15 protein-coding genes, 1 pseudogene and 1 riboswitch are annotated in these 14,229 nt (G+C 66.7%); of the genes and pseudogenes, 5 read left to right on the plus strand and 11 right to left on the minus strand.

The window, feature by feature from the left end; genetic code table 11:
* Positions 1-47: 47 nt before the first annotated feature.
* The 6 genes from J1C49_RS11745 to cobU form a co-directional block, all read right to left on the minus strand.
* Entirely contained in the window at positions 48-980 is a 933-nt protein-coding gene (locus tag J1C49_RS11745) for a dihydrodipicolinate synthase family protein (protein WP_227446019.1), read from the minus strand.
* A complete protein-coding gene (locus J1C49_RS11750; RefSeq protein ID WP_227446020.1) occupies positions 973-1,653 on the minus strand; it encodes an aspartate/glutamate racemase family protein in 681 nt (226 codons plus the stop codon). The genes J1C49_RS11745 and J1C49_RS11750 overlap by 8 nt, the downstream gene beginning before the upstream one ends.
* Positions 1,650-2,039 (minus strand): VOC family protein, encoded by a 390-nt coding sequence (locus J1C49_RS11755; RefSeq protein WP_227446021.1) that lies wholly within the window; start codon positions 2,037-2,039, stop codon positions 1,650-1,652. The genes J1C49_RS11750 and J1C49_RS11755 overlap by 4 nt, the downstream gene beginning before the upstream one ends.
* Positions 2,036-3,460, minus strand: a complete 1,425-nt coding sequence (gene hydA, locus J1C49_RS11760) for a dihydropyrimidinase (protein ID WP_227446022.1) — start codon at positions 3,458-3,460, stop codon at positions 2,036-2,038. The genes J1C49_RS11755 and hydA overlap by 4 nt, the downstream gene beginning before the upstream one ends.
* Positions 3,461-3,648: 188 nt before the next feature.
* On the minus strand, positions 3,649-4,665 hold the full coding sequence (cobT, locus tag J1C49_RS11765) for a nicotinate-nucleotide--dimethylbenzimidazole phosphoribosyltransferase (protein ID WP_227446023.1): 1,017 nt from the start codon (positions 4,663-4,665) through the stop codon (positions 3,649-3,651).
* The gene (gene cobU, locus J1C49_RS11770; protein WP_227446034.1) at positions 4,649-5,179 is read right to left on the minus strand and encodes a bifunctional adenosylcobinamide kinase/adenosylcobinamide-phosphate guanylyltransferase; all 531 of its coding nucleotides are present in this window, start codon (positions 5,177-5,179) and stop codon (positions 4,649-4,651) included. Before cobU ends, cobT begins: the two co-directional genes overlap by 17 nt.
* Positions 5,180-5,523: 344 nt before the next feature.
* Here cobU and cbiB point away from each other — a divergent pair, with 344 nt between their 5' ends.
* Complete coding sequence (gene cbiB, locus J1C49_RS11775) at positions 5,524-6,462, plus strand: adenosylcobinamide-phosphate synthase CbiB (RefSeq protein ID WP_227446024.1); 939 nt, start codon at positions 5,524-5,526, stop codon at positions 6,460-6,462.
* A gap of 15 nt (positions 6,463-6,477) precedes the next feature.
* The gene (gene cobD / locus J1C49_RS11780) at positions 6,478-7,455 is read left to right on the plus strand and encodes a threonine-phosphate decarboxylase CobD (RefSeq protein ID WP_227446025.1); all 978 of its coding nucleotides are present in this window, start codon (positions 6,478-6,480) and stop codon (positions 7,453-7,455) included.
* A 4-nt stretch (positions 7,456-7,459) separates the two neighbouring features.
* Here the strand turns inward: cobD and J1C49_RS11785 are convergent, their stop codons facing one another.
* From J1C49_RS11785 to cobO, 5 genes are all read right to left on the minus strand, one after another.
* Positions 7,460-8,908, minus strand: coding sequence for a cobyric acid synthase (locus J1C49_RS11785; protein ID WP_227446026.1), 1,449 nt, complete (start codon positions 8,906-8,908; stop codon positions 7,460-7,462).
* A 145-nt stretch (positions 8,909-9,053) separates the two neighbouring features.
* On the minus strand, positions 9,054-9,896 hold the full coding sequence (locus tag J1C49_RS11790; RefSeq protein WP_227446027.1) for a metallophosphoesterase: 843 nt from the start codon (positions 9,894-9,896) through the stop codon (positions 9,054-9,056).
* The gene (locus tag J1C49_RS11795; RefSeq protein ID WP_227446028.1) at positions 9,893-10,351 is read right to left on the minus strand and encodes a metal-dependent hydrolase; all 459 of its coding nucleotides are present in this window, start codon (positions 10,349-10,351) and stop codon (positions 9,893-9,895) included. The genes J1C49_RS11790 and J1C49_RS11795 overlap by 4 nt, the downstream gene beginning before the upstream one ends.
* A gap of 90 nt (positions 10,352-10,441) precedes the next feature.
* Positions 10,442-10,720, minus strand: a complete 279-nt coding sequence (locus J1C49_RS11800; protein WP_227446029.1) for a YrhK family protein — start codon at positions 10,718-10,720, stop codon at positions 10,442-10,444.
* Positions 10,720-11,331 (minus strand): cob(I)yrinic acid a,c-diamide adenosyltransferase, encoded by a 612-nt coding sequence (cobO, locus tag J1C49_RS11805; protein ID WP_227446030.1) that lies wholly within the window; start codon positions 11,329-11,331, stop codon positions 10,720-10,722. The genes J1C49_RS11800 and cobO overlap by 1 nt, the downstream gene beginning before the upstream one ends.
* A gap of 39 nt (positions 11,332-11,370) precedes the next feature.
* Positions 11,371-11,580, plus strand: a riboswitch (cobalamin riboswitch).
* A 73-nt stretch (positions 11,581-11,653) separates the two neighbouring features.
* Between cobO and J1C49_RS11810 the strand changes: the two genes are divergently transcribed.
* From J1C49_RS11810 to J1C49_RS11820, 3 genes and pseudogenes are all read left to right on the plus strand, one after another.
* Positions 11,654-12,091: a DUF1636 domain-containing protein gene (locus tag J1C49_RS11810; protein ID WP_227446031.1), complete on the plus strand. Its 438-nt coding sequence runs from the start codon at positions 11,654-11,656 to the stop codon at positions 12,089-12,091.
* Between the two features lies 1 nt (position 12,092).
* Positions 12,093-13,148 (plus strand): cobalamin biosynthesis protein CobW, encoded by a 1,056-nt coding sequence (gene cobW / locus J1C49_RS11815; RefSeq protein WP_227446032.1) that lies wholly within the window; start codon positions 12,093-12,095, stop codon positions 13,146-13,148.
* Between the two features lie 73 nt (positions 13,149-13,221).
* Positions 13,222-14,229 (plus strand): annotated as a pseudogene (locus J1C49_RS11820) (hypothetical protein); the annotation flags it as partial.

Below are 14,229 nucleotides of genomic sequence, written 5' to 3' on the forward strand. Positions count from 1 at the left end.
GCGCCCCGGCGACGCAGGTCCCGCAGATCTTGAAGCGGCAAAGCCTGTCACATCCGAGGCGGCGCCAGGTCCAGTGCCCGCAGTTTGAGCGCCTGACGGTCCGCAAGCGCGTCAATCTCTGCCATGGCCGCCCGCGATAGCCCGGCACCGGGTTTGCGCAGCGTCGGATGGGCAATAACCCCCTGCCGCGCAAGCGAATACTTCCGGATCGCCAGACCGAGACCGGGCTGCGCCTCGTAGCGGATCATGGGCATGTACGCGTCGAAAACGTCACGCGCGCGGGTTTCTTCGCCCGCGGTGTAAGCCTGCACAACCTGCGCCATCATCTCCGGATACCCGAAACCGGTCATCGCCCCATCGGCGCCGCGCATCAGCTCTTCGAGCAGATACAGGCCCCCGTTGCCGCACAGGATCGAGATCCGGCGCGCACCGTCGTTGGAAGCTGCGCGCAAGGTCGAGATTTTCTCCAGCCCCGGCCAGTCTTCATGCTTGAGCATCACGCAAGTCGGGCAATCCTCGACGATCTTGAGGATGACCGACGGCGCGATCTGCACCCCCGTGGCCAAGGGGAAGTCCTGTAACACGAAGGGCACCGGCCCCAGCGTTTCGGCAGTGTCGTGGTAGTAGGAGAGGATCTGCGCATCGGTCTTCAGGCCGGAGGGCGGCGCCACCATCACTCCCGCGGCCCCTACGTCCATCGCAGCGGCGCTGAGCGCGCGCATGGCCGCAAATCCCGGCGCGGATACCCCGACCACCACCGGAACCGTGGCGCGCGCGGTCACCCGGCGCACAACAGCCACCGCCTCATCTGCCGAGAGCTTGCCGGCTTCTCCCATCATGCCCAGAATGGTCAGTCCCGTGGCGCCGCGCGCGCCATAGGCATCCACCATACGGTCGATGCTGTCGAAATCGAGCGCCCCGTCGGGCAGGAACGGCGTCACCGCGATGGTAAAGACGCCCTTGGCGGTTTCATCAAGCATCGTTGTTCCTTTCCGTGCGGTGCGACAGCCCGGTTGCCATCAGGCTCAGCGCCTGCCCGACGGCCGCCTGACAAGGCTCGACCACCGGCAAACCGATCGCGTCTTCAAGCCGGTCACGGAAATGCGCCATCCCGGCACAGCCCATGATCAGCACATTGGCGCCGTCCTCATCGCGCAGGCGCTTGCCGGTCGCGATCATTGCGGCCAGGCTCCTCTCCGCATCCGCAAGCGCGGCAACCGGCAGTCCAAGCGCGCGATCCCCGGCCAGCCGATCGCGCACCCCCATCGCTCCGAATGCCCGCAAATGCCGTGGGATGGACGCGGCAAGGATCGCAATGACACCGAACCGCTGGCCCAGCGTCAGGGCGGTCATCACCGCCGCCTCCTGAATGCCCACCACCGGCAGCCGCGTCTGATCGCGCAGCGCGTGCAGCCCCGGATCCCCGAAACAGGCGATGACGTAGCCCCCCGCATCGGTCTGGTCCGCCGCCAGCCGCAGCATCGGCGCAATGGTCAGATCCGCCTGTTTCTGGCTCTCGATCCCCGGCGGCCCCTCGGCCAGCGTCAGACAACGCAACGGCACGCCGAAACGCTCGAAGGGTGCAATGGAGGCCGCGATCCCGTCGGTCACGGTCTGCGATGAGTTGGGATTGAGGATCACCAGCGGCTTCATGCGCCCGGCCTCGTCGCGGACTGGATCTCGATCTGATAGCCCTCCGGGTCGTTGAACACAAAAGCGCGGATCCCGATCGCCTCGTTCACGAAGAGCTCCGACAGCGCATCCAGCCCGCGCTCCTTGGCATAGGCATGCCATGCATCCACATCCGGCACGCGGATGCACAGCTGCACGGGTTTGACGGCGGCCCATTTGTGCATGCCATGCGCCTCGTCCACCAGCCCCACATGAGCCCCGTCACAGATGGCATAGATCTTGCACCACCCCTGATCGATGGCGAGTGTCAGCCCCAGAACATCCTCGTAAAAGCGCATCGCCCGGTCGAGGTCACGGCAATAGAAGAACGTGATGGCAAGCTGGTTGCCCAAAGCAGGACGGCTCATGCGCGGGCCTCCGGTGGCTGCGGGCGGGCGGGCGCTTCGGCACGCGGGACCCACCGGCCCTGCCCCGGCCTGCCGTGGAACGCACCCTCGGCCATGATCGTTTCTCCGCGCAGAATAACCTGCGCGGGCCAGCCGACGACTGTCCGCCCCTCCCAGGGGTTGTAGCCGACATTGTCATGCAGATCGTTCGGGCCGTATCTCACCTCCCGGTCCGGATCCCAGATCACAAGATCTGCATCCATACCCGGCGCGATCGCGCCCTTGCCCGAGAGACCGTATATGGCGGCGGGTTGCGTGGCCGTCAGCGCCGCGAAGGCCTCCGGCCCCGCCCCGCCCGGCCGACTGACCATGGCGTCAAAAAGCACCGGCAGGCGTGTCTCCAATCCTGGCAAGCCGTTTGCAATCTCCGGAAATCCCGGCGTCGGTCCGGCGGCGAGTTTGCCGGTCTCATCGAAGCGATAAGGCGCATGATCGGAGGAGACGAGGTGCAGCACCCCGTCAGACAGCGCCTGCCACAGCGCCCCCTGGTCGGCGCGTGTGCGTTGCGGCGGCGAGCACATCCATTTCGCGCCCGCCATCCCCGGCTGATCAAGAATGTCCTCTGTCATCAGAAGGTAATGCGGACAGGTCTCTGCCCAGACCGGAACGCGACGCGCCTGCGCCGCCCGGATCACCGCCACGGCCTCCGCTGTCGAGATGTGGAAAAGCATGATCGGTTGATCGAGATACTCGGCAAAATGGCACAGGCGGGTGACGGCTTCGATCTCTGCCTCGCGCGGTCGGGAGCGGGCGTGATCGCGCGGGCTCAGACGCCCCTCTGCGATGAGCGCCGCGCGCGCATGGGCGATGATCGCGTCGTTTTCCGCATGCACGCACATCAAGGCGCCATGCGCGCGCGCGGCCCCCAGAACCCGCAGCAAATCCGCATCGTCGAGTTGGATGTTGTAGGTCGTGAAAACCTTGAGCGATCGATGACCCGAGGCGATGAGCCGCGCAAGATCCGCTTCGAACTCTGCCACAGACGTGTCGGTGATCGTGATATGGAACGCGTGGTCGATCATCGCGCCGCGTTGCGCCCGCGCGGTGTAGTCGGCCACCGCGTCGCCAAGCGACTGCCCGCTGGCTTGCGCGGCAAAGGAGATCACCGTGGTGGTTCCTCCCATGGCGGCGGAACGGGTGGCCGTCTCGAACGTGTCGGCGTTCCAGAGCCCCATGCCCGACATCTGTTCGATATGGGCATGGGTGTCCACACCACCGGGCATGACCCAGCGGCCCTGCGCGGCGATCTCCGTGACAGCGATGGTGCCCACCGCGCCGAGTGCGACGATCTTCCCGTCGCGGATGCCGAGATCGCCGGTGACGATACCCTCGGGCGTCACGATCCGGCCGCCGCGAATGGCCATGTCGAGCGTTTCTGTCATGCCGCGCACCTTGCCCTGTTTTCCGGATTGCCCCGGACAGGATGCGCGGTTTTCGCTGTCATGCAAGGGCTTGGCGCGGGAAAGGCGCGTGCCGCGACGGGTCGCCCCCGTGCGGGCGCTGAAGAGATCGGGGCGCCTTGCGCAGACCCAGGCCGCTCCGCACCCCCGCAATTCCGCTCAGATCCGCCTCAGGCGTCGGACACACCCGCTTCGGCAAAGGTCGCCATACCATTGTGACAGGCAAGCGCCGCACGCAGCACGCCGAGCGCGAGCGCAGCCCCCGACCCTTCGCCCAGCGCCATGTCCAGCGACAGGATCGGGTCCATCTGCATGGCCTCGACCAGCTTCTGATGGCCCGGCTCGCGGCTGGCATGGCCGACCACACAGTGAAACAGCGCCGTGGGATCGGCATCTTGCAGCGGCGCCACAGCGGCGGTGCAGATGAACCCATCAAGGATCACGGGGATGCGCCGCGCGCGCGCCTCGAGCACGGCGCCACAGATCGCCGCCTGTTCGCGCCCACCCAACGCCGCGAGCATCTCCAGGCCGCGGCGCCCTTCGGCCCGCGCGACCGCGCGCGCAACCACATCGGCCTTGCGCGCCACACCCGCATCATCGGATCCGGTGCCCCGACCGACCCAGTCGGCGGCCGTGCCGCCAAAGGCTGCAAGCCCCAGCGCGGCCGCGATGGTGGAATTGCCGATCCCCATCTCGCCCAACACAATGACCTGCGCCGTGGGCGATACCGCCTCGGCCCCCCGGCGCATCGCGTCGAGCGTGTCTTCGGCAGACATGGCATCGGCCTCGGTGATATCGGCGGTCGGCCTGTCGAGATCCAGCGCGATGACGGACAAGGCTGCACCGGACACCGCGCAGAGCTGGTTGATGGCGGCACCGCCCGCTTCGAAATTGGCCACCATCTGGGCCGTCACCGCCTGTGGAAACGGGTTCACGCCCTGGGCGCAAACGCCGTGGTTTCCCGCAAAGACGAGCGCCTGCGCCTCCGTGATCTGCGGCCGGTCCGTGCCCTGCCAGGACGCCATGAACACGGCGAGGTCTTCGAGGCGCCCCAATGCGCCGGGCGGTTTGGTCAGGCTCATCTGGCGGTCGGTGGCCGCCTGGGCAGCCTGCATGTCCGCAGCGGGCAAGGACGCCGTCAGCGCGGCCACATCCGCCAGAGAGGTGCAATCAGAAAGAAGGGTCATCGGGTTTCACCTTGAGAGGATGGCCAGCCACCGCGAGCCAGATTTCGTCACAACGGGCGCCAACGGTCTGGTTCATCCATCCCGCCGCATCCCGGAATTCACGGGCAAGCCGGTTCTCCGGCACGATCCCGGAACCGACCTCGTTCGTCACAAAAAGCACCAGACTGTTCTGCGCCGCCAGCGTGGTCAAAAGCCGCTCGGTTTCGGCGCGCCAGTCCTGATCCGCCAGCATGAGATTTGTCAGCCACAGAGTTAGGCAATCAACCAGCCGCGGGTCTCCCTCGTCCGTCGCGTTCAGCGCGCCACTGAGATCGATCGGCGCGGCCACGCTGCGCCATTCCGGTCCTCGCCGCGCCTGATGGGCGGCAATCCGGTTGGTCATCTCGGGGTCGGTGCCGTAATCCTGCGCCGTTGCGATATATACCGCACGTCCCGTCGCCCGAAGCGCTCTGCGTTCGGCAAGCGCGGACTTGCCTGACCGCGCGCCCCCGGTGATGAGTATCGACTTTACCATTGCCATGTGGGAGACCATTTTCTGCCGGGAAAGAAAAGTGGAAAGCGAAGCGAATGTCGCCAAAAAGGTCGTCTAATCAGCGTGATGCGGCTCCTTGCCGCGCCCGGATTTCCGCGCGCGATGTGCGATGAGCCTCCCCTTCCCGCGCCCCGCCAGCGGACCGCGCGCCGCGTGATGCCGCAAAAACGCAGGCTAGAAACGCAGCCCCCAAGGCCCAGACGCCCGTTCGCGCTCGCAAGCGCCGGGCACCGCCAAGCACAGCCGAACGTGGGGCGGCCCCATATGCACCTATCGCGCGACGCGGCGCGAACGGCGCTGCGACCGACGCGGCGGGGTCGGTCATCATGAACTTCGCTCTGGTGATGCTGGGGGCCGCCTGTCTCGATGGGGTGATCGGCTGGCCCTCCCGGCTCTATGCGCGGATCGGCCATCCCGTTACGTGGATCGGCGCCCTGATCGCGGGGCTGGAGCGGCGCTGGAACCACGGATCGCGACGCGCGCGCCTCATAGGCGGTGCGGCCACGACGCTGGTTGTGCTGGCCACGGCGCTGCTGCCGCTTTGGGCGATACAGAGCGTGTTGCCAAGCACCTGGACAGGGCATGTGCTGGCCATCATCCTGGCCTGGCCGCTCATCGCAGTGCGCGCGATGCATGACCACGTGGCCGCGGTCGCCAAACCGCTGATGGCAGGAGATCTGCCGGCGGCGCGGCACGCGGTGAGCATGATCGTGGGGCGCGATCCTGCCCGGCTCGACGATGCCGGTGTCGCCCGCGCGGCCATCGAAAGCCTCGCCGAGAATACCTCCGACGGCATCATCGCGCCGCTTTTCTGGGGCGTCGTGGCGGGGTTGCCGGGCTTGGCCGGGTACAAGGCGATCAACACGCTCGATTCGATGATCGGTCACCGCTCGGACCGCTATGAGGCGTTCGGAAAAGCCGCGGCCCGGCTCGACGATCTTGCCAACTGGCTGCCCGCGCGCCTGACCGGTCTGCTTTTTGCACTCGCCTCGGGGCGCAGGATGCGCCACGCGGTCACGGTCATGCGCCGGGACGCGCCGCGACATCGCTCCCCCAATGCGGGCTGGCCGGAAGGCGCGATGGCCGCAGGGCTCGGCATCCGCCTTTCCGGGCCCCGGCTTTATGGCGATACGATCGCCAACGAGCCATGGCTTCACGGTGAGGCGCCCGACCCCAAGCCACGCGATATTGACCGGGCGCTGGCGCTTTACCGGCGCACAATGGCGATTTGTGCCCTTGCGCTGGCCGCGCTCGCGTTGTTCTAAACCGCCATGACAACCATGGAAAAAGATCACGGCGGCAATCTCGACGAGGCGATGCAGCGCTATGGCGGCACCGCGGCGGACTGGCTGGACCTGTCGACCGGCATCAACCCGCAGCCCTATCCCGTGCCCGAGATCCCGCAGAGCGCATGGGCAGATCTGCCAACAAGAACCGCCATGGCCGGGCTGATCGACGCCGCCCGCCGCGCTTACCGCACCAAGGCCGCGATTGTTGCCACCCATGGCGCGCAAGGCGCGATCCAGATGGTGCCCTTCCTGCGCCCGGCAACCGGGCGTGCGGTTGTGCTTGGACCCACCTACAACGAGCATGCCGCCTGTCTGCGCATGGCAGGATGGCCGGTTGACGAGGTGGCGCAGCCCGATGCCTGCGCCGGAGCGGAGATCGCGGTGATTGTGACGCCGAACAATCCCGATGGCCGGCTCTACACGGCCGATGCGCTGCGCAGGCTGGCGGCGACGGTGGGGCTGCTGGTGGTGGACGAGAGTTTCATGGACCCGACCGAGCCGCACTCGCTTGCGCCTTTGCTCGGAGACGCATTGCCCAACGTGGTCGTGCTGCGCTCCTTCGGAAAATTCTACGGGCTTGCCGGGGTCCGGCTCGGTTTCGCGCTGGCGCGACCGGCGCTTGCGGACCGGCTCGCGGGGCTTGCCGGACCGTGGCCCGTCTCGGGACCGGCTATCGCGATTGCGCAGCATGCACTTGCAGATGGCGATTGGCAGCGCGCCACCATCGCGCGGCTGGAGCGCGACAGCGCCCGTCTGGATGCGCTGGCAGAGGCGTGCGGGTGGCGGCTCGTGGGCGGCACGACGCTCTTTCGCACCTATGACACGCCCGACGCCGCCGCAGCACAGGACGCGTTGGCGCATGGGCGCGTCTGGAGCCGGATCTTCCCCTATTCGACCAGCTGGATCCGCCTTGGCATGCCGCCGTCAGACCGCTGGCCACAGCTCGTCGACGCGATGTCGGCGCGGTGAGCGATCAGCGCGCGACAGAGAGGATGCCCGCAACGTCGAGATGCGTCTCCAGATGGTCCGCCAGCGCATCCAGGGCGGTCTCGACACCAACCTCATAGGCCAAGTCGGAGACCGGCGCGCGCATCTGCGTCAGCCACGCGGTGCGAAAGCGGTCATCCGCGAACATGCCGTGCAGGTAGCTCCCAGCGACGCGCCCATCGGGCGAAACCGCGCCATCGGCGGCGTCGCCAACAAAGGCAAAGGGGCGCGCGCAATCGGGTCCGGTCGTGCGCCCGATATGGATTTCATACCCCTCAAAAGGGCAATCGAGCCCGACATGACGGGCGGCCACCGCGCGCAGGCTCTTGTCTCCGCCCATGACGGTGGCGACATCAAGCAACCCAAGCCCCGCGGTCTCTCCAGCCGGGCCCTCGATCCCCTCCGGGTCGGCAACGGAGGTGCCAAGCATCTGATACCCCCCGCAGATTCCCAAAACACGCCCGCCGCGCCGATGATGGGCCAAGAGGTCGATATCCCAGCCCTGCGCGCGCAAGAACGCCAGATCCCCCCGCGTGGATTTGGAGCCCGGCAGGATCACGAGATCCGCATCGGCGGGGATTGGGTGGCCGGGGGCGAGCATCGTCACGCGCAGGCCCGGCTCTTGAGCGAGCGGATCGAGATCGTCGAAATTCGCGATCCGCGACAGGCGCAGACAGACGATGTGGAACGCCCCACGATTCGGGCCGGTGGCGATGTCGAGCGCGTCTTCGGCGGGCAACCGCCAGGCATCTGCGAACCACGGGGCGACGCCGAATCCGGGCCAGCCGGTTCTGGCCTCGATCATCTTGTAGCCATCATCAAAGAGTGTGGGATCGCCACGGAACTTATTGATCAGAAAACCTTTTATCCGCGCAGCATCATCGGGCGGGAGCACCGCCTGGGTGCCGACGATCTGCGCAATGACCCCGCCGCGGTCGATGTCACCACACAGGATCACAGGCACATTCGCGGCCTCCGCAAAGCCCATATTGGCAATGTCGCCCGCGCGCAGATTGACCTCGGCCGGGCTGCCCGCGCCTTCGACGATCACCAGATCATGGCGTGATTTCAAGCGGTTGAAGCTTTCCAGAACTGCGCCCATGAGTGTGGGTTTGAGCCGCGCATACTCGCGCGCGCGCACGGTCGCCAGACGCTTGCCCTGCACCACAACCTGCGAGCCGATATCGGTTTCGGGCTTGAGCAGGATCGGGTTCATGTCCACATTCGGCGCAAGGCCGCAGGCACGCGCCTGAAGCGCCTGCGCGCGGCCGATCTCGGCGCCGTCGGGGGTGACGGCGGCGTTGTTCGACATGTTCTGTGGCTTGAACGGCGCGACCGACAGTCCCCGCCGCCGCACCGCCCGACAGAGCCCGGCGACGAGCATGGATTTGCCCACATTGGAGCCTGTGCCCTGAAGCATCACCGCGCGACTCATGGGGTGCTCCTCTTGTGGAAATTTGTGAACGCGTGCACTGAAGCGCAGCTCAAAGCGGCTTCTTGTGCAAAAATGCGGATGCACAAATCATGCACATTCCATGCACAACCCATGCGCATGCGCGATGCAAAAGGGATGCGGCGGCTCACGTCTGCGCCTCCGCCGCGCCGACCGCCGACCCGGCGATGTCCAGCAGCGTGATTTCAGGCGGGCGACCGATCCGCACCGGAATATCGGTGTAGCCCAGACCGCCGGACACGACCATCTGCCGCGTGCCGGACACAAACCGCCCATACGCGTAGCGCGTGCCGAACCGCGACGGCACCACGAGCGGTTTGCCAAATGGCGCGATCTGGCCGCCATGGGTATGGCCGCAGACGGTGAGGTCCACATGACCGGGCAGTTCGGGGAAAATGTCGGGCTCATGCGCCATCAGAAGGGTGAAGCGCTCCGGATCAAGCGCGGCGGCAACCGCCGGCAGATCGTCGGCCCCGGTCCATTCCTTGCCCCAGAACGGCTTGGCGACGCGCTGGCTGTCAAGACCGGCGAGGGTGAAGGGGATGCCGTCATGCGTGAGCGCCGTGGTGGCATTGTTCAGCGTGGCAATCCCCGCCGCGTCAAAAGCGGAATGCCAGACGGTCGGGCTGAGCGTTGCAATCGCGCCGGGGTCGTCACGCCAGTCGTGATTGCCGAAAACTGCGAACACCCCCGAAGGGGCGGTGAGCCGGGCCAGCCGCGCGGCCACATCCGCAGGCTCCAGCGGTTTGCACCCGAAGAGATGCCCGGAATAGTCCCCCAACAGCAAGATCATATCCGCGCCGAGCGCGTTGGTCTGGTCCACCAGCGCGTCGATGCGCGGCCCTTCCATGACGCGGGTGCAGGCGTGCAGATCGGTGAACAGCGCGATACGCAAGCGCGGCACAGCCACTGCGCGGCGCGGAGTGATGCGGTAGGTGACGAGGGTTGCGGGTTGCGACGGCTTACTCATCGGACCCGTCTTCGACTGATGAACACAAGGGCAGCGCAAGCCAATACCACAAGCTCCACCAGAAAGGTCCAGTGGAACAGGAACGACAGAATCCAGTGATTCTGGGTGGCAGGCACAATGACAAGCGGCCATGTCGCATCGGAGATCGGCCAGGCCCAAGCGATTTCACCGACGATGCTGTCGAGCAGCAAATGGAAGAGAGCGCCGACGCCCGCGCCCGCAATAAAGCGGTTGCGCGTCACCACTCCGGCCAGCAGCACAAACAACCAGAATGCAGGACGGTGGGTGATGTATCCGTGATGGTGCGACGCGCCCTGATCGACGAAAAAGAACCACAGCATATCCAGATCGGGCGCGATGCTTCCAAAAAGAACACCCCAGAACGCAAGGGTCGCGACGCGGCCATCAAGCCCAGTGGCAAGGAGATACCCGGCGGGGAGATGTGCAATCATCATGGAGCTGTCCGGTTTTTCGGCTTGGTCTTGCGCAACATAGGGCGGGTCAGCTGCGGCGGTTCGGGGTGGCAGGGGCGCGGGTCATGTGGGTCATGAGGGGTCCTTGTCCGGATCGGCGTCGCCGGGCAGCGGAAGACGCGCGAGGTGGTATTCGCGCGCGAAGCGCGAGGCCGGGCGCGCGGCGAAGAACACGGAGCCGATGAGGAAGAACCACGTGGCCGGGATCTGGAGGCTTTCATAAAAGAACATCCAAGAGCCGACCACGAAACAGAGGGCTGCGACAAGGTCGATCGCCGTGTAGAGCTTCTCGTAGAAACCGTAGACTTCGCGGTGACGCTCCGTCGCCGCATTCAGGTCGGCGTTGAACATCACATCTCGACCCCTTTCTGGGCCTTGATTCCGTCGCGGAACGGGTGCTTGATCAGCGTCATCTCGGTCACGAGATCGGCGGCTTCGATCAGCTCGGGCTTGGCGTTGCGCCCGGTCAGGCAGACATGGGTCATGGCCGGTTTCTGCGTCAGCAGGAAGTCCACCACCTCGTCGATATCGAGATAATCGTAGCGCAGCGCGATGTTGATCTCGTCGAGCAGCACGAACTGGATGTCCGGGTCGAGGATCTGTTCGCGGGCGATCTTCCAGCCGTTCTGCGCCGCGGCGATGTCGCGCTCGCGGTCTTGCGTCTCCCATGTGAAGCCTTCGCCGGACACGAAAAACCGGCATTCCTCGGCGAAACGGTCGCGCAGGAACATCTTTTCGCCCGTGACCCAGTTGCCCTTGATGAACTGCACCACCGCGCAGGGCATGCCATGGGCGATGCAGCGCATGATCATGCCGAAGCCGGAGGAGGATTTGCCCTTCCCCGATCCGGTATGCACCATGATGAGGCCTTTTTCCTCGGTCTTGGTTTCCATCATCTTGTCGCGCGCGGCCTTGATCTTGCGCATTTTCTCCGCGTGGCGGGCGTTGATATCCTCGGTCATGTGACATTCCTCTGTCTTGACAAGGTTTCGGATTTCGGACGAGGGTTTGCCCGAGCTGGTGCCTGTGTAAACAGGTGAAAAGGGAATGTGCAGCCGTGAATTCACGGTCAAGCGCAGCCGCCCCCGCGACCGTGACCGAAAAGGACGCTCAGGGCCACTGATCCAACCGGGTCGGGAAGGCAGGGCGGCCGCCGGGCATCCGCCCGAGATTCGGAAGCCGGGAGACCTGCCAGCGCGAGAGAAATGCGACCGGGCGGGGTGTCCCGGTGTCGGATTGCGCGCCGCGGGATGCGGCGTTGCCCCGCCATCGGACCCACGCGCCATGCCAGATGGGACCGAAGCCATGACCACCACCCGCGCGCCCGCGCAAGAGCAGACCGAGCTGTTGGTCTGTGTGAAATGCAGACGCGGACGCGAGATCCCCGAGGACGATCGCCGCCCCGGCGCGGCGCTTTACGAGGCGCTGACCGGGATCGGCACACCGGACGGTTTGCGGATCACGCCGGTGGAATGCCTGCAGAACTGCGATTTCGGGTGCACCGTAGCGCTGCGCGGCGGAGATCGGAAGTGGACCTATGTGTTCGCCAATGTGGACGAAACAGCGCATGCGCAGATGATCCTTGACGGCGCGGTGCAATACCATGACACCGCCGATGGCATCATCCCGTGGCGCCAGCGCCCGGAGCATTTCAAGCGCAATTGTGCGGCGCGGCTGCCGCCGGTCACCCCCCCTGCCCCCAACCTGTTCGAGGACTCCTGATATGAGCGATCTTGCCAAGCTTCCCGTCACCGTCGTCACCGGCTTTCTCGGCTCGGGCAAGACCACGCTGATCCGCCACCTGATGCAGAACCCCGGCGGCAAGCGGCTCGCGATCGTGGTCAACGAATTCGGCGATGTGGGCGTCGACGGGGAGATCCTCAAGAGCTGCGCGATCCCGGATTGCCCGGCGGAGAACATCATGGAGCTGGCCAATGGCTGCATCTGCTGCACGGTGGCGGATGATTTCATCCCGACCATCGAGGCGCTGATGGCGCTGGAGCCGCGCCCCGACCATATCCTGATCGAGACCTCGGGGCTGGCCCTGCCGAAGCCGCTGCTGAAGGCGTTCGACTGGCCCGATATCCGCTCGAAGATCACCGTCGATGGCGTGATCGCGCTGGCCGATGCCGAAGCGGTCGCGGCCGGGCGGTTTGCGCCGAACGTGGCGGCGGTGGATGCGCAGCGTCTGGCAGACGAGAGCCTCGATCACGAGACGCCGCTGTCGGAGGTGTTCGAGGACCAGATCAGCTGTGCCGATATCATCCTGCTCACCAAGCCCGACCTGGCGGGGCCGGAGGGCGTTGCCAAGGCGCGCTCGGTGATCGCCGCGGAAGCGCCGCGCCCGCTGCCGGTGGTGGAAGTGGCCGAAGGGATTGTGGATCCGCGCGTGATCCTCGGGCTGGAGGCCGCGGCGGAGGACGACATGGAGGCGCGTCCGAGCCACCATGACGGCCCGCATGACCACGATCACGAGGATTTCGAGAGCATCGTCGTCGACATTCCCGCGCTGGCGGATCCCGCCGATCTTGTGGCCGCGATCGAGCGGCTGGCCAATGAGCACAACATCCTGCGCGTGAAGGGCTACGCCGCCGTGCAGGGCAAGCCGATGCGGCTCCTGGTGCAGGCGGTCGGGGCGCGGGTGCGCCACCAGTTCGACCGGCTCTGGCAGCCTGACGAGCCGCGCCAAGGCCGTCTGGTGGTGATTGCCGAGCATGACGACATCGACACGCAGACCATCCGTGCGGTGCTTGGCGTGGTCGCGGAGGCGGCCGAGTAGACAGAGCGCAACACGCCGCGGCGCGTGCCCTTCGTGGCACCCGCGCCGCGGCCAGCCGGACCGGACCACGCTTATGCATGTGATCTTCCGCGAGAGCCACGGTCTGGACGAGACCGAGACCCCGACCGACCTCGGACAGAGTCCGGCGGATCTTGTGGTGCTGTCGTTTTCGGATAGCGATCTCGGGGCGTTTGGCGCGGGCTGGCACAGGGGGGGCGGGCCAGACGGGCGGATGCCGAGCCTGCGGCTGGCCAATCTTGCCGCGCTGCGCCATCCGTTATCCGTCGACACCTATGTGGAAAACACGCTCTCGGGCGCGAAGGGGATCCTGATCCGGTTGATCGGCGGGGTGCCTTACTGGGAGTACGGGTTGCAGCAGGTGCGGGCGCTGGCCGAGCGCAAGGGCATAGCGCTGGCGGTGCTGCCGGCGGACGGCCGGGCCGACACGCGGCTCGATGCGGTGTCGACCCTGCCGGTTTCGACACTGCGGCGGCTGGCGCATCTGTGTGACAATGGCGGGGCGGTGGCGGCACAAGGCGCGCTGGCCCAGATGGCCTTGGCCGCGGGGCTCTATGCCGCGCCGGTGCGCGGATCGAAAGCGCTTCCGGGCGTGGGCGCGTGGAGCCCCGTGCACGGGGTCTGTTGCCCGGCTGTGGCGCTTTGGTCGGCGATTGAGGAGGCCGCGGCGGCGCCCTGTGCCGAGGCCGGGTCACGCAAGGATCAACGGCCCGGCTGGGATGCGGCGCGCGCCCCGGCCCCGGGCAGCGGAGTCGCCGACGGCCCGGAGCACGGGCCTGCTGCGGCAGATGGGCATCGGAGCCGCCCGGGGCCGGAGCGTGACGCGGTCGGTGCCGGTCAGGAACACGGTGGGCTGCATGGTGCTGCGGCGCGCGCGGGTCAGGGCCGCGCAGGGCGCGCTCACGGCGCAGCTGACGCAGGTCACGACAGCGGGGGGCCTGCCCCTCATGCCGAAGGCGGGCGTTACGACAGCGGGGGGTTTGCCCGTCACGCCGAAGGCGGGTCTCAGCACAGCGGGGGGCCTGCCCGTCACGCCGAAGGCGGGTCTCAGCACAGCGGGGGG

Source organism: Cognatishimia sp. F0-27 (assembly GCF_020667845.1).
GTDB lineage: Bacteria > Pseudomonadota > Alphaproteobacteria > Rhodobacterales > Rhodobacteraceae > JAFMPQ01.

Coding starts and splice junctions, on each gene's coding strand:
- J1C49_RS11745 (WP_227446019.1), bottom strand. CDS start 980: ATGCTTGATGAAACCGCCAAGGGCGTCTTTACCATCGCGGTGACGCCG.
- J1C49_RS11750 (WP_227446020.1), bottom strand. CDS start 1,653: ATGAAGCCGCTGGTGATCCTCAATCCCAACTCATCGCAGACCGTGACC.
- J1C49_RS11755 (WP_227446021.1), bottom strand. CDS start 2,039: ATGAGCCGTCCTGCTTTGGGCAACCAGCTTGCCATCACGTTCTTCTAT.
- hydA (WP_227446022.1), bottom strand. CDS start 3,460: ATGACAGAAACGCTCGACATGGCCATTCGCGGCGGCCGGATCGTGACG.
- cobT (WP_227446023.1), bottom strand. CDS start 4,665: ATGACCCTTCTTTCTGATTGCACCTCTCTGGCGGATGTGGCCGCGCTG.
- cobU (WP_227446034.1), bottom strand. CDS start 5,179: ATGGTAAAGTCGATACTCATCACCGGGGGCGCGCGGTCAGGCAAGTCC.
- cbiB (WP_227446024.1), top strand. CDS start 5,524: ATGAACTTCGCTCTGGTGATGCTGGGGGCCGCCTGTCTCGATGGGGTG.
- cobD (WP_227446025.1), top strand. CDS start 6,478: ATGGAAAAAGATCACGGCGGCAATCTCGACGAGGCGATGCAGCGCTAT.
- J1C49_RS11785 (WP_227446026.1), bottom strand. CDS start 8,908: ATGAGTCGCGCGGTGATGCTTCAGGGCACAGGCTCCAATGTGGGCAAA.
- J1C49_RS11790 (WP_227446027.1), bottom strand. CDS start 9,896: ATGAGTAAGCCGTCGCAACCCGCAACCCTCGTCACCTACCGCATCACT.
- J1C49_RS11795 (WP_227446028.1), bottom strand. CDS start 10,351: ATGATGATTGCACATCTCCCCGCCGGGTATCTCCTTGCCACTGGGCTT.
- J1C49_RS11800 (WP_227446029.1), bottom strand. CDS start 10,720: ATGTTCAACGCCGACCTGAATGCGGCGACGGAGCGTCACCGCGAAGTC.
- cobO (WP_227446030.1), bottom strand. CDS start 11,331: ATGACCGAGGATATCAACGCCCGCCACGCGGAGAAAATGCGCAAGATC.
- J1C49_RS11810 (WP_227446031.1), top strand. CDS start 11,654: ATGCCAGATGGGACCGAAGCCATGACCACCACCCGCGCGCCCGCGCAA.
- cobW (WP_227446032.1), top strand. CDS start 12,093: ATGAGCGATCTTGCCAAGCTTCCCGTCACCGTCGTCACCGGCTTTCTC.